This is a genomic window from Chitinophaga hostae (assembly GCF_018224885.1).
Lineage (GTDB): Bacteria > Bacteroidota > Bacteroidia > Chitinophagales > Chitinophagaceae > Chitinophaga > Chitinophaga hostae.
In genome coordinates this window covers 900844-916615 of the sequence record NZ_JAGTXB010000001.1, presented here as the reverse complement: position 1 = coordinate 916615, position 15772 = coordinate 900844, and the positions used below count along the sequence as shown (strand labels likewise).

The 15772-nt window shown below is 47.2% G+C and carries 11 protein-coding genes; 7 read left to right on the top strand and 4 right to left on the bottom strand.

Annotated features, from left to right (window positions below; genetic code table 11):
- The 4 genes from KE626_RS03780 to secA form a co-directional block, all read right to left on the bottom strand.
- Positions 1–1176: a M20 metallopeptidase family protein gene (locus tag KE626_RS03780; RefSeq protein ID WP_211971535.1), complete on the bottom strand. Its 1176-nt coding sequence runs from the start codon at positions 1174–1176 to the stop codon at positions 1–3.
- On the bottom strand, positions 1160–1600 hold the full coding sequence (locus KE626_RS03775; RefSeq protein ID WP_211971534.1) for an SPOR domain-containing protein: 441 nt from the start codon (positions 1598–1600) through the stop codon (positions 1160–1162). The genes KE626_RS03780 and KE626_RS03775 overlap by 17 nt, the downstream gene beginning before the upstream one ends.
- A gap of 31 nt (positions 1601–1631) precedes the next feature.
- On the bottom strand, positions 1632–2300 hold the full coding sequence (gene deoC, locus KE626_RS03770; protein WP_211971533.1) for a deoxyribose-phosphate aldolase: 669 nt from the start codon (positions 2298–2300) through the stop codon (positions 1632–1634).
- A 201-nt stretch (positions 2301–2501) separates the two neighbouring features.
- Entirely contained in the window at positions 2502–5825 is a 3324-nt protein-coding gene (gene secA / locus KE626_RS03765) for a preprotein translocase subunit SecA (RefSeq protein ID WP_211971532.1), read from the bottom strand.
- A gap of 764 nt (positions 5826–6589) precedes the next feature.
- On the opposite strand from secA, the gene KE626_RS03760 reads away from it, so the two are divergent.
- The 7 genes from KE626_RS03760 to KE626_RS03730 all read left to right on the top strand — a co-directional run bounded on the left by KE626_RS03760 (position 6590) and on the right by KE626_RS03730 (position 15680).
- Positions 6590–7879 carry an MFS transporter gene (locus KE626_RS03760; RefSeq protein WP_211971531.1) on the top strand — a complete coding sequence of 430 codons (1290 nt, stop codon included), beginning with the start codon at positions 6590–6592 and terminating at the stop codon, positions 7877–7879.
- Between the two features lie 23 nt (positions 7880–7902).
- Positions 7903–9066 (top strand): Gfo/Idh/MocA family protein, encoded by a 1164-nt coding sequence (locus tag KE626_RS03755; RefSeq protein WP_211971530.1) that lies wholly within the window; start codon positions 7903–7905, stop codon positions 9064–9066.
- A gap of 22 nt (positions 9067–9088) precedes the next feature.
- Positions 9089–10144, top strand: coding sequence for a sugar phosphate isomerase/epimerase family protein (locus KE626_RS03750; RefSeq protein WP_211971529.1), 1056 nt, complete (start codon positions 9089–9091; stop codon positions 10142–10144).
- 52 nt (positions 10145–10196) lie between these two features.
- Positions 10197–10610 (top strand): c-type cytochrome, encoded by a 414-nt coding sequence (locus tag KE626_RS03745; protein WP_211971528.1) that lies wholly within the window; start codon positions 10197–10199, stop codon positions 10608–10610.
- Between the two features lie 32 nt (positions 10611–10642).
- Positions 10643–11365: a 3-keto-disaccharide hydrolase gene (locus KE626_RS03740; RefSeq protein ID WP_211971527.1), complete on the top strand. Its 723-nt coding sequence runs from the start codon at positions 10643–10645 to the stop codon at positions 11363–11365.
- 154 nt (positions 11366–11519) lie between these two features.
- Complete coding sequence (locus KE626_RS03735) at positions 11520–12263, top strand: ThuA domain-containing protein (RefSeq protein WP_211971526.1); 744 nt, start codon at positions 11520–11522, stop codon at positions 12261–12263.
- Between the two features lie 9 nt (positions 12264–12272).
- Entirely contained in the window at positions 12273–15680 is a 3408-nt protein-coding gene (locus KE626_RS03730) for a ThuA domain-containing protein (RefSeq protein ID WP_211971525.1), read from the top strand.
- The last annotated feature ends 92 nt before the right edge of the window (positions 15681–15772 follow it).

The window sequence follows — 15772 nt, the reverse complement described above, 5'->3', positions numbered from 1 at the left end:
TTAAAACTGCGTTGCTAAATAGGCCATGGTACCCATTCCTATTTCTATGGCGTGTTCGTCAACATCAAATGTAGGGGTATGTACGCCGGAAGTAATGCCCCGGGCGGTATTACCGGTACCCAATCTAAAAAAGCAGGCCGGCACTACCTGCGAATAGTAAGCAAAATCTTCTGCACCCATCCTGATTTCTGTATCGCCTACTGCTTCTTTTCCCAGGTAATCGGTGGCAAAATACCTGGCTTTGTGGGTCACGTCTTCATTGTTATATAACGTAGGATAACCTACCAGTATTTCGATATCTATTTCAGCCCCCATCGCTTCTGCAATACCTATCGCTTGTTTGCGCAACAACTCATGGGCTTTAAAACGCCAGGTTTCATCCATAGCCCGGAAAGTACCCATCAGCTTCACTTCACTGGGTATTACGTTGGTCGTAAAACCACCATTAAAAGCACAGATAGATAATACAGAAGGTGAAAAAGGATTGTTATTACGGGAGATGATCTGCTGCAGGCTTACCACCAGTTGAGACGCCACCAGGATGGTATCAACGGTAAGATGCGGCTGCGCCGCATGCCCTCCTTTACCTTTGATGGTAATATATATTTCGTCGGCACTGGCCATGTATTTACCTGCATGAAATCCCAGCTTACCTGCTTCCAGCGTGGGATGCACATGCAATCCCAGGATGGCGTCCGGACGTGGATTTTCCAGCGCTCCTTCTTCAATCATGATACTGGCGCCTCCGGGATGTTTTTCCTCTCCCGGCTGAAACAGTATCTTGATGGTGCCTTCAAACTGATCTTTTAGTTCGTTCAATATTTTAGTTGCGCCCAATACACAGGAAGTGTGCACATCATGCCCGCAGGCATGCATTACCCCCACGTTCGTAGATTTATAAGGTACGTCGTTGGCTTCTGTAATAGGCAGCGCATCCATATCGGCGCGCAGGGCGATTACTTTGGAAGGGGGATTTTTTCCTTCAATCAGGGCTATAATACCGGTACCGGCAATGCCCGCCTGGAAAGGAACTCCAAATGCGGTGAGTTGCTGCTGGATAAAAGCAGTTGTTTCAAATTCCTGGAAGGATAGTTCCGGATGGGAGTGTAAATGCCGTCTTACAGCGGTAAATTCAGGAGCATACGCCTTGGCCAGCTCCTTAATACGGTTCTTCATTCGATAGTTCTTTATCCGGTGACACGTTAATAATGGCTGGTACTACAAAAACACCTCCTGCAAACAGGTCGGATAATTTGTCCCGTAATTCGGATGCCTCTTCACGGCTTTTAAAATCGCCTACGCGCACTTTGAAATAAGGGGCCTGGTAATCGAGATAGGTACGATAGTCTCCAAAAAGCTGCATTACTTTTGCTTTGGCTTCGTTGGCGTCGCCACGCTTATTGGTAGAAATCACCTGTACACGAAAGCCTGACTGGTTGCGGATAGCCAGGGTATTAATGTAGATCTGTTTTTTAATCAGCACATCCAGCCGACTATCTTTCACCACTTTTACGCCGCCGTTGACCGCCATTGCATTGTCCTGCGCCATGGCCCAACTACTCCCCAACAAACAGCAAACCAGGATAAATAACTTTTGCATGAATACTGTATAATTTACTATGAACAATTATTTACTGTGCCGATGCTTCCTTGCTTTCCTTCACAATGTTCACACTTGCACTGGCTCCGATCCGGGTTGCTCCGGCTTCAATGAGCTCCTTGGCAAATACAAAGGTACGAATACCACCGGAAGCTTTTATTTGTATGTTAGCAGGTAAATTAGCACGCATCAGTCTTACGGCTTCTACTGTAGCTCCCCTTTCAGCATAACCGGTGGAGGTTTTCATAAAATCCACCCCGTACTTCGCATAGAGCTGGCAACACTTCACGATCTCTTCTTCCAATAATATGCCACTTTCAATAATGATCTTGATCACTTTTTTCTTCTCCCGGATGATGTACATGATATTGGCAATCTCTTTCTCCAGGTACTCCCAGTCTTTGTTTTTGATCGCAGAAATATTCACCACCACGTCAAGCTCATCAGCACCATCTACAATAGCCAGCACGGTTTCCGCCACCTTCGCCTCTATAGCCGAATATCCGAAAGGGAAGCCTATTACGGTAGCCACTTTGGTATTGGTGGCTCCCAGGAACTGTTTGGCCAGTTTCACATATAAGGGTGGTACACAGGCTGCGGCAAAATCATATTCCACACATTCCATACACAACTGCTTAATATCGTCCAGTGTAGTGGTAGGCTTGAGAACCGTATGGTCAATGTACTTATTGATATTCATGGAGCAAAAGTAAAGAATTACGAATTACGAATGGCGAATTACGAAGTTGTGAGGAGATTTTAAAAAAACGGGCCACAAATTCAACATTTTTAAATGTTAAATCTGCGACCCATCAAAAAATATAAATCCAAAGCTTAGCTTACTCTCTCTAATCGCCCCACAACTTCGTAATTCGTAATGTCTAATTCGTAATTCTTCCCACTACGCGTTCTTTCCGTGGCATTGTTTGTATTTCTTACCACTACCGCAAGGGCAAAGGTCATTACGACCAATCTGCGGTCCCTGGTGACGGATAGGCTCTGCCTTCACTTCTTCAGCAGTGTGGTACTCCGGTCCACCGGCCTGGTGACCATTTTGGTCGATCAGGTCTTCATGAGAGGCGCGCATACGGCTCATATCTGTTTTCTCTTCTACCGCTTCCCTGAATTCAGGCTCAGCTTCCTGCGCCTGGTTGCTTACGGGGATACCGCATTTAGACAGGAAAGAAACGATATCACGGCTGGTTTCGCCATCCATATCTTTAAACAGGTTGAACGCTTCGAACTTATAGATCAGCAATGGATCTTTTTGTTCGTATACCGCACTCTGTACTGACTGTTTCAGATCGTCCATAGCACGCAGGTGCTCTTTCCAGGACTCATCGATCAGTGCCAGTGTGATACTGCGTTCCAGGGCATTCATGGTTTCATGGCCTTTGGTTTCCACTACTTTCGCCAGGTTAGCCATTACGTTGATACCTTTTTTACCGTCGGTAAACGGAATAGAGATATTCTCAATCTGGTGGCCCTGCTCCTGGTGAATGCGTTCAATCACCGGCAGTGTATTGCTTATCAGCTCATTTACTTTGCGCTGGTAGTTATCTTTTGCTTCATGATACAGTTTGGAAGACAGGCTGGCCACATCGGTTCTGTTCAGTTCTTCGCGGGTAATGACTGTATCGATAGAGAAGTTCATGATCGCATCCATTTTGAAAGCTTCATAGTCGCCGCTTCCTTTATGTACAGTTACCATGTTTTCTGCCACATCATAGAATGCGTTATCGATATCGATGGCAAGGCGCTCGCCAAACAGGGCGTGATTACGTTTTGAGTAAATCACAGTACGCTGTTTGTTCATCACATCATCATACTCCAGCAACCGCTTACGGATACCAAAGTTATTTTCTTCTACCTTTTTCTGTGCTCTTTCGATGGAACGGGTGATCATGCTGTGCTGGATCACTTCTCCCTCTTTATAACCCATACGGTCCATCAGGCCGGCAATACGTTCTGAACCAAACATACGCATCAGGTCATCTTCCAGTGACACAAAGAACTGTGAAGTTCCGGGATCACCCTGACGACCGGCACGACCACGCAGCTGCCTGTCTACACGACGGCTTTCATGCCTTTCTGTACCGATAATAGCCAAACCACCGGCTTCTTTCACGCCAGGTCCGAGCTTGATATCCGTACCACGACCGGCCATGTTGGTAGCGATGGTGATAGCGCCCGGCAAACCTGCTTCTGCTACAATCTGTGCTTCACGGGCATGCTGTTTCGCATTCAGTACGTTATGTGCTACTTTATCGAAGGTGAGCATTTTGCTGAGCAATTCGGACACTTCCACGGAGGTAGTACCTACCAGTACGGGGCGTCCTGCAGCCTGCAGCTTTTTAATTTCTTCGATAACAGCTTTGTATTTATCTCTCTTGGTTTTGTATACCAGGTCTTCCGCATCGATACGGGTGATCGGGAGGTTGGTGGGAATGGTTACCACATCCAGTTTGTAAATTTCCCAAAGCTCACCGGCTTCCGTAGAGGCGGTACCGGTCATACCGGCCAGCTTATGGTACATACGGAAGAAGTTCTGCAGGGTGATGGTGGCAAATGTTTGGGTGGCAGCTTCCACTTTTACATTTTCCTTCGCTTCGATCGCCTGGTGTAAACCATCGGAGTAACGCCGGCCATCAAGGATACGACCGGTTTGCTCATCTACGATCTTCACTTTACCATCCATTACTACATACTCCACATCTTTATCAAATAAAGTGTAGGCTTTCAATAATTGCTGAACGGAGTGGATACGATCTGATTTGGCGGCAAAGTCCTGCAGTAATACATCTTTCTGCTGCAGTTTCTCTTCCGGTGATACTGACAGTTTTTCAATCTCTGCCAATTCTGATCCCACATCTGGCAGGATAAAGAAGTTTGCATCTTCTCCTCCTTGTGTAATCAGGTGAATACCTTTATCGGTGAGGTCTACGCTGTTTTGTTTTTCTTCGATGACAAAGAACAGGCCTTCATCTACTTTTGGCATTTCGCGTTGCTGATCTGCCAGGTAGTAGTTTTCTGCTTTCTGCAGTAATACCCTGTTACCGGCTTCACTGAGATATTTGATCAGCGCACTGCTTTTTGGTAAGCCTCTCCAGGCGCGCATCAGGGCCAGTCCACCGGTTTTCGGATCATCTTTACCTTCTGCGATCAGCTTTTTAGCTTCCTGCAGGTATTGGTTCACCGCTTTTTTCTGCATTTCCACCAGGTATTCGATACGTGGTTTTAATGCGTGGAATTCCTGTTCTTCTCCGCGGGGAATAGGACCGGAAATAATCAGCGGGGTACGGGCATCATCCACCAGTACGCTATCCACCTCATCCACCATGGCATAGTGATGTTTACGCTGTACCATTTCATCCGGGCTGTGTACCATGTTATCACGGAGATAGTCAAAGCCGAACTCATTGTTGGTACCATATGTAATATCCGCCAGGTAGGCATTGCGGCGATCAGGTGTATTGGGTTGGTGCTTATCGATACAATCTACTGTAATACCCAGGAATTCGAAGAGGGGGCCATTCCATTCAGAGTCACGACGGGCCAGGTAATCATTCACTGTTACAATGTGAACACCTTGTCCGGCCAGTGCGTTGAGATAAGCCGGCAGGGTTGATACCAGGGTTTTACCTTCACCCGTTGCCATTTCGGCAATTTTACCCTGATGTAATACCGTACCACCGATCAGCTGTACATCATAATGCACCATGTTCCAGGTAACCCGGCTGCCGGCTGCATTCCAGCTGTTCTGCCAGATCGCCTTATTTCCTTCGATGCTTACATAATCTCCCTTCAGCGCAAGCTGGCGGTCCAGATCTGTGGCGGTTACTGTCAGTGTGGCGTTATTGGTTAACCGGCGGGCTGTTTCTTTTACAACAGCAAAAGCTTGTGGCAGCAGTTCTTTCAACACTACTTCCAGTTGCTTGTCCCGGTCTTTTTTAAGTAAATCTATTTCCTGGTATATCGTATCTTTTTCAGTTACGTCCTCAGCTGAGTCAGCAGCAGCCTGCTTTTCCGCTATTTCTTTATCAATAGCGGCGAGATGTTCAGCGATGCGTCCGCGGAACTCCTGCGTTTTACTACGCAGCTCATCAATTGGCAGGGATTGCAGTTTTTCGTACTCCTCATTAATCTGCTGCACCACCGGAGAGATGGATTTTATATCCCTTTCTGATTTATTCCCTCCAAATAGCTTTGATAAAAAACCTAACATGTTAAATGTTTAATTACGAATTACGATTTCTATTTATTGTAACCTAACCCTATCCTGGCTGAGTTTATATTTCGCCGCACTACCAACCTGTGTATTGCGGGCCTGGCTGGCCGGATAAACGGCATTCAGGTTACTCAAATATTGTGCTTGTAAAGAAGAACTGTCAAGGTGTCAGTTTTACAGCGCTTCCGGGCAAGGCCTGTAAAAGTAGGAATAAATTTGTGGATTTAACGGGGATTTTGAAGGGATTTTGCAATTTCCGGCGTTCAATTAACATATCTATAATATTTACTGCGAACATACTGCTACCGGACTTCCGGGAGCAAAATTTTAAACCGGTACAATGAGAACTATCTGTGGCCATTCACACCCTTTATCAACGAATGCACCCGGTGCTGATTTTTTGACACCTTCTTCATGGAGGATATCCAACCGGTGTTTTCCGCCGATAAACCTGATGAAACAAAAAGTGAATAAAGTATCAGGATGGGAGAAAATATCAACTCCCGGAAACGCCGCTGTCAGGCCCTTTTCCAGGGAATTAATACCAGTTGCGGGGACTAACCGCTTATCCTGAAATACAACCGCCCGGACAGCACCTTTAACCCTTTATTGATGATGCAAAACAGCTGATGATACCTCCCGGATAAAATTTTCATAAAAAATAGGTGTTATCCATACAAAAAGATGGAAATATGCAAATACTTTTTATAAATTTAAAGGTTTAATAGCCGTTTTTAACTTTTACACAAATATCCACGTTTATGGCAAATGTAATACAGCCACAAAAACTGTTCGTAGCCAGCTGCATGGCGCTGCTGGTGACATCGTTATCCTTTGGTATTCGCGCCGGCATCTTAGGCGGCCTTGGTGTTGAGTTCCATCTGGATACAAAACAATTGAGCATTATTGCCGGAACTGCTTTCTGGGGCTTTCCCCTGGCAGTGGTAATAGGCGGTTTCATAGTAGATGTAATAGGCATGAAAAGGTTGCTGCTGGCAGCTTTCATCCTGCATTTGCTCGGAATCGTGTTAACAGTTTTTGCTTCCGGTTTCTGGTCCCTGTTTATTTCCACCCTGTTTATAGGCATGGCCAACGGCACGGTGGAAGCGGCCTGTAACCCGCTGGTAGCCACTATTTTCCCGGATAACAAAACCACTAAACTAAACCATTTCCACCTGTGGTTTCCCGGTGGTATTGTGGTAGGTACGCTGCTGGTATTTTTGCTGTCGAAGCTGGGACTCAGCTGGCAACTGCAGGTAGCCACCATGATTATCCCTACCCTCATCTATGGTTATCTCTTTTTGAAACTTGATTTCCCTGTAACAGAAAGGGTAGCATCAGGTATTTCTTCTGCCCAGATGTACAAATCAGTGTTAAGCCCGTTGTTTATCGTGATGTTTATCCTGATGTTTGGTACTGCTATCACAGAACTCTTTACCGGTCAGTGGATAGAAGTATTGTTAAAGAATGTAACAGAAAATTCTATTCTTATCCTGGCGTTAACTGCAGGTGTGCAAACATTGGGCAGGGGTATTGCGGGGCCGGTGGTACATAAAATATCGCCTACCGGTGTTTTGCTTTTTTCTGCCATCTTTTCTGCTTTAGGTTTATATTTACTTTCCCATGTATCCGGTAACATGATCTTTGTGGCCGCCTTTATTTTTGGTATGGGCGTTACTTATTTCTGGCCTACCATGCTGGGTTTTGTATCAGAAAATATTCCCCAGTCGGGCGCATTGGGTATGAACCTGATGGGTGGAGCGGGCATGTTTGCCGTTTCTGTTTACATGTATTTCATGGGAGGTTTTTATGATAGCATTATCGTAAAACAATTGCCTGCCGGTGCTTCACTGGATGCTTACCGCTCTGCGGCTCCCGGCAGCGCAGAAGCTACCGCATTCAGCCAGGCTACTGCAGTGGCCGGCCCAGAAATCATCAATGCTACACTGGTAATTCCCGTTGCCCTGATCGTGGCTTTTGCAGGACTCTTTATTTATATGCGCGGCCGTAAAAAATCGCAACTTCAAAACGCACAGGTTCAAACCGTATAACTTATAAAACGATAATTGTAAATATGACACGGAAACTAAGAATGGGAATGATAGGAGGCGGGAAAGACGCCTTCATTGGTGCAATTCACCGTATTGCAGCCAATATGGACGGACTGGTTGAGCTGGTGGCAGGCGCCCTCAGTATCAATAACGACATTGCAGTGGAATCAGGTAAAATGCTGTTCCTTGATCCGGAGCGTACTTATCTCGATTTCAAAACTATGCTGGAGAAAGAAGCAAAGATGCCGGCAGATAAACGCCTGGACTTTGTAACGATCGTTACGCCCAACTTTGCACACTTTGAACCGGCGATGATGGCGCTGGATCTTGGTTTCAACGTAGTTATAGAAAAGCCCATCACTTTTTCACTCGACGAAGCCAAACAATTAGAAGCAAAAGTTGCTGCTACCGGCTTAACGCTGTTGCTTACACATACCTACACCGGCTACCCGATGGTAAAACAGGCCAAACAGATGGTGAAAGACGGCGCACTCGGTAAAATCCGTAAAGTATGGGTAGAATATCCGCAGGGATGGCTGAGCAAAATGAGCGAAAGAGAAGGTAATGCACAGGCAGCATGGAGAACAGATCCTAAAAAATCAGGCAAAAGCGGTTGTATGGGCGATATCGGTACCCATGCGGCTAACCTGGCGGAATATATTACCGGCGCAAAAATTGAAAAGCTCTGCGCTGATCTGAATATCATGGTACCCGGTCGTGCACTCGACGACGACGGCGCCGTACTGCTCCGCTTCGACAATGGCGCTGCCGGCGTGCTGATGGCATCGCAGGTGGCCGCTGGTGAAGAAAACGCACTGAAGATCCGTGTATACGGAGAAAAAGGCGGTCTGGAATGGGCACAACAGGAACCTAACACCCTCCTGGTAAAATGGCTGGATAAACCTACTGAAATCTACCGCGCAGGCGGAGGCTACTCTTTCCAGTCGAGCTACATGACACATAATACCCGTACACCGGGCGGGCATCCGGAAGGATACCTGGAAGCATTCGGTAACCTGTACCGCAACTTCGCACAAACCTTAGCAGCGAAAATTGATGGCGTACAACCATCTCCTGAATCCCTGGATTTCCCGGGTACAGCAGAAGGCGTTCGCGGCATGGCATTTATCGATAACGTAGTACGTTCTTCCCAGAGCGATGCTAAATGGACAAATTTCGAGATATAGTATTCATCACTAGAACGAGCGTATGAAAACGATAAAAGGACCCGGTATTTTCCTGGCGCAATTCATGGGAGATGAAGCGCCTTTCAATAATCTGAAAGCCATCTGTGAGTGGGCGGCTTCCATTGGTTTCAAAGGCGTGCAGATCCCTTCCTGGGATGCCCGCCTGATAGACCTGCAGAAGGCTGCGGAGAGCAAAACCTATGCAGATGAAATCAAAGGGATCGTAAATGCAGCAGGACTGGAAATTACAGAACTGAGCACGCATTTGCAGGGACAACTGGTAGCAGTAAATCCCGCTTTCTCTGAAATGTTCGACGGATTTGCGCCCGCGCAATATCATAATAATATCAATGCACGCACGGAGTGGGCGGTGAACCAGCTGAAATATGCGGCTAAAGCCAGCCGTAACCTGGGGCTCAATGTCCACGCCACTTTCAGCGGTGCGCTGTTGTGGGCGCCCGCCATGTATCCGTGGCCACAGCGTCCGGCCGGGCTGGTGGAAACAGGTTTTGCGGAACTTGCGAAACGCTGGCTGCCTATCCTCAATGAATTTGATGCCAACGGTGTAGACGTTTGCTATGAAATTCATCCGGGAGAAGACCTGCATGACGGTATCACCTTTGAGCGCTTCCTGGAAGCCACCGGTAACCATACCCGTGCCAACCTGCTCTACGATCCGAGCCACCTGCTGTTGCAGTGTCTCGACTACCTGGAGTATATCGATATTTACCACGAAAGGATTAAAGCATTCCACGTAAAAGATGCGGAATTCAATCCTACCGGACGTTCCGGCGTTTATGGCGGATACCAGTCGTGGATCAATCGTCCGGGACGTTTCCGCTCCCTTGGTGATGGACAGGTTGACTTTAAATCCATCTTCAGTAAAATGGCACAATACGATTATGCCGGTTGGGCCGTTATGGAGTGGGAATGTTGTATCAAGCATCCGGAAGACGGCGCAAAAGAAGGCGCGCCATTCATCAAGGACCATATCATCCGTGTTACTGAAAAAGCATTTGATGACTTTGCAGGTGCCGGCACAGATGATGCATTCAACAAAAGAATATTAGGCATTTAATTAATTATCCACTGATCGTTCGTAAACAATAACCAAATAAAAAAATCAACAAATGAGAAAGAGATATCTGGCGCCGCTAGTATTAAGTGCTTTATTCTTTGCAGCTTGCGGAGGAGGAGAGAAAAAAACAGAGAATGCTGACAGCGTTAGCACTCATGAAAGCCCAGCAGCAGATACTTCCATGGTATCCCCCAGCGCCAGCAAACCTGTTAGCAAAGGCGAAACCCTGATGGCGCAGAGTGATTGCAAAACCTGCCATAAAGAAGAAATGAAAGTGGTAGGACCTGCCCTGAAAGATATTGCTGGCAAATATCCTAACACACCTGAAAATGTGGAGAAACTGGCTGACAAAGTAATCAAAGGCGGTTCAGGAAACTGGGGCGAAGTAGCCATGTTACCGCATCCACAGGTTTCTAAAGAAGATGCCAAAGAAATGGTAAGCTATATCTTGTCTATTGGCAAGTAATGGTGATTCTATCATAAACTCAATCATCCGGAATGAAAAAATTAATCATGGGCGCCCTGATGGTAGCCGCCGTTCTTGGCACTACCGCAGTGAAAGCCCAGAAATTAAATACCCTGTCGGCCAAAGAAAAGAAACAAGGCTGGGTGCTGTTGTTCGACGGCACTTCTACCAAAGGCTGGCACTCTTACCTGCAATCCTCTGCCAGCCCTGCATGGGGAGTAACGGATGGAGCGATTGGCCTGAACCAGGAAGCGAAAAAGAAGGGTGCACCAGGTGGCGACCTCGTTACTGACGCGGAATATGAAAACTATGAACTGAGCTACGAATGGAAAATATCTCCGGGTGGCAACAGCGGTCTTATTTTCAGCGTTCACGAGGATCCTTCCTTAAGCCAAACATACCTGTCCGGTCCTGAAATGCAGGTGATCGATGACGCAGGCCACCCCGATGGGAAAAACCCAAAACACAATGCGGGTGAATTGTACGATCTCATCAAAGCATCTACCAGGCCGGCAAAACCGGTAGGCGAATGGAATTCCGCCAAATTAACAAAGAAAGACGGTCACCTGACCCTTTGGCTGAATGGCGTGAAAACTGCCGAAACTACTATGGGCACACCGGAATGGGATGCGCTGGTAGCTAAAAGCAAATTCCACGACTGGAAAGCATTCGGCAAATACGCAAAAGGACATATCGCCCTGCAGGATCATGGCGATGATGTATGGTACCGCAATATCAAAATCAGAGTTCTTTAATCTAAGCGAAAAGCGGAAAGCAAAAAGCAGAAAGCTATTGTAGCGCAGATATAGGCATCAGCTGATATCCGTTTACCTCCGCTACAATAGCTTTCTGCTTTTTGCTTTCCGCTTTTTCGCCTTTTTTCATTTTTCTATTCCCACGTAACATAAGATGAAAGCATTAACCGCGTTTATTACACTCATGCTCCTTGCCGGCACCATTTCCGTACAGGCAAAGGACAAACACAAGGCGAAAAGGGTTTTGGTATTCTCCAAAACAACAGGCTTCCGCCACGATTGCATTCCTGCTGCTAAAACAGCCATTATGCAACTCGGAAAAGAAAATGGTTTTGAGGTAGATACTACCGAAGATGCCAGCGCCTTTACATCTGCCAATCTGAAAAAATATGCGGCCGTTATTTTCAGCTGCACCACCGGCGATGTACTTGACAGCGCACAGCAGGTAGCCTTTGAAAATTATATCCACAAAGGCGGCGCCTGGATGGGTATACACGCAGCTACCGATACGGAATACGATTGGCCCTGGTATAACAAGCTGGCCGGCGCCTGGTTCCTCAGTCATCCTCATCAGCAAACAGCCACACTGAAAGTAGTGGACCACAATCATCCCGCTACCAAAGACCTGCCCGACGAATGGATCCGCAAAGATGAATGGTACAATTTCAAAAATCTCAACCCCGATGTACATGTGCTGATCAAAATCGATGAAACCAGCTACACCGGCGGTAAAAATGGTGATAACCACCCCATGTGCTGGTATCATAATTTTGAAGGAGGCCGTGCCTTTTACACCGAAATGGGACATGTGAAAGAAGCATACCAGGATCCCGTATATCTGAAACATTTGCTGGGCGGCATCGAATATGCTATCGGCAACTGGAACCCCAAAAACTAATCCGATACAATGAAACATACCATCAAACTTATTTTGCTGCTCGCCCTCGTTGGCATGGCAGCCTGTAAAAAAACTCGCCCCGGTAAACCCAGGGTGCTGGTATTTACCAAAACCTCCGGTTTCCAACATTCTTCCATCCCTGCCGGCATCGCTGCCGTACAGAAACTGGGTACCGAAAACGGATTCGAAGTGGACACTACCACCGATGCCAACAAATTCAATGAAGATACACTCCAGTCCTATTCTGCCGTTATCTTCCTGAACACCACCGGTGATGTACTCAACAACTACCAGGAAGCCGATTTCGAAAGATATATACAGGCAGGCGGTGGCTATGTTGGGGTACATGCCGCAGCAGACACCGAATATGAATGGGGCTGGTATAACCACCTCGCAGGCGCCTGGTTCCAAAGCCATCCTCCAGGCGTTCACAAAGCTATAGTTGACGTAATTGTAAAATCATTTCCCGCTACTGAAGGACTCCCGGAAAAATGGGAACATACAGATGAGTGGTATAACTACAGGAACGTGGATACTACCACCACCGTACTGTTGAAATTAGATGAGAAATCTTACCAGGGCGGTATCATGAACGGCAACCATCCTATTAGCTGGTATCATGATTACGACGGCGGCCGTGCCTTCTATACAGGACTCGGACATACCGAAGAATCCTATACAGACAGCCTGTTCCTGAAACACCTGGCCGGAGGTATAAAATACGCTATCGGTAAAAACCAGGTGCTGGATTACAGCCTGGCCAAAACGTTGCGTGTACCGGAAGAAGACCGCTTCACCAAAAATGTGCTGGTATCCGGTGAGTTCTTTGAACCTACCGAAATGGCGATTCTTCCTAACCTCGATATCCTCGTGGCACAACGCCGCGGAGAGCTGATGATATATAACAACGCAGAAAAGAAACTGTCGCAGGCAGGCTTCCTGAAAGTATATCATCATACCGATGTTCCCAAAGTAAACGCGGAAGAAGGATTTCTTGGCCTGGCCGCTGACCCCGACTTCAAAAATAATCACTACATCTATGCGATGTACTCACCGGTAGATACCTCCGTAAACCGTTTGTCACGTTTCAAATTTGAAAACAACAAACTGGATATGGCCTCCGAAAAAGTAATCCTGCAGTTCTACTCCCAACGCGATATCTGCTGCCATACCGGCGGTTCTATTGCCTTCGGACCAGGCGGACTGCTGTACCTGTCTACCGGCGACAATACCACTCCATTTGATGAACCGGGACAGAAATATGTGAGCAAGGGTTACGGGCCTACAGATGACCGTCCCGGGCACCTGCAGTACGACGACCGCCGCGGTTCTGCCAATACCAACGATCTGCGCGGAAAAATCCTCCGCATCAAAGTGGAAGCAGATGGCTCTTATACCATTCCTGATGGTAACCTGTTCCCGAAAGGTACAAAAGGTACCCGCCCTGAAATTTATGCCATGGGTACCCGTAATCCCTACCGTATGTCGGTAGACCAGAAAACAGGTTATGTGTACTGGGGTGAAGTAGGGCCGGACGCTAATAACGACGACTCTACCCGCGGGCCAAGGGGCTATGATGAAGTAAACCAGGCCAAGAAACCCGGTAACTTTGGTTACCCCATGTTTATTGCCAACAACAAACCTTACCGCAAATACAACTACGAAACCGGCGAAAGCGGCCCTTACTACGATCCGCTGAAACCGATCAACGACTCACGTAACAATACCGGGTTGAAAGAATTGCCACCCGCAACTTCCGCCTTCATCTGGTATCCTTATGCCAAATCGGACGAATTCCCGATTGTAGGCAGCGGCGGCCGTAATGCAGAAGCAGGACCTGTTTACTACAGCGAATTCTATCCAAAAGAAACGCGCTTCCCGGATTACTATAACGACAAACTGTTTATCTACGACTGGATACGCGGCTGGATCATGGCGGTGACCATGGATAAAAACGGCGACTTCTCCAAAATGGAAAGGTTTATGCCTAACACCAAGCTGAACGCACCGATCGATATGGAAATGGGTCCGGATGGCCGTTTGTATATCCTCGAATATGGTAACGGATGGTTTAGTAAAAATGCAGATGCAGGCCTCTCCCGGATCGATTTTAACGGTGGTAACCGTGCACCGGTAGCGAAGATCCATGCAGACCGTTTAACCGGCGGATTGCCCTTTAAAGTAAAAATAAGCGCAGAAGGATCTGTTGATCCCGATGGCGATAAACTTACCTATCTCTGGAACTTCGGCAACGGCACCAAAAAAGAAACCACGGAACCAACCGTTGAATATACCTACAGCACCGCCGGCGAATACCAGGTGTTCGTAGAAGTAGCGGATGACAAAGGCCTTAAAACCAAGAGTAAATCCCTTGATGTTTACGCAGGTAATGAAACCCCTGATGTAAAAATCAATATCACTGGTAACCAGATGTTCTACTTCCCGGGCAAACCTGTACAATACGCAGTTAGCATCAGCGATAAAGAAGATGGTAATTCTGCCGATGGAAAACTCGATGCCAACAACATATTTGTAAAGGCCGATTATATCCAGGGACGTGATAAAGCCGGAGCGCCGCAGGGCCACCAGATCATTACCGGCGCCATTGCAGGTAAAAATATCATGGAAGTATCAGATTGTAAAACCTGTCATAAGCCGGATGAAAAATCTATCGGTCCTTCTTTCAAACAGATAGCTGAAAAGTACAAAAGCGATCCTGCCGCACCTGAAATGTTAGCTAAAAAGATCATCAGCGGCGGCGGCGGCGTATGGGGAGAAACAGCGATGTCCGCACATCCGGGCATTTCTGTAGGTGAAGCCAAACAACTGGTAGAATACATCTATTCTATTGGCGGCGCTGCACCAAAAGTAACCTCCCTGCCGGTTAGCGGCAATATCAGTCCAACCATGGGCGGTGAAGCCAAAGACAACGGCGTACTTTACATGCTGGCCAGCTACACCGATAAAGGTGGTCCCGGTATTAAACCTATCACCGGTACTGCGCAAACAGAGCTGATCAGCCCTGTGCTGTCTGCGGCCGACTATAGTAAAGCGGATGGCGTATCTACTTTCGCCGTGGATGGTATGAAATTCCTCATTCCTTCCAATGCATCCGGCTGGGTGGTGTACAATAAACTGGACCTTACCGATGTAAATGGCATTGAGCTGGCCTACATGGTACAGGAAACACCACAGCAGGGTTATGTAGTGGAAGCATTCCTCGACGATGCCAACGGCACCCGTTTGGGCGAAGTGACCATCGGACCAGGCGCAGCTCCCAAAGCAGCCAACAAAGTGAACTTCAACTTTACACCGGTAGCAGACGGAAAGAAACATAATCTTTATTTCCGTTTCAAAGCCACAGATGCTACACAGAAAGTGCAGTTAGGAATCCTTTCCTTCACACTGCATACATAGGGTGGAGCAGAAGGCATAAAGCATAAAGCTATTGAGGCGAATGACAGCAGCGAAATAATAATCGCTCTGTCATTCGCCTCAATAGCTTTATG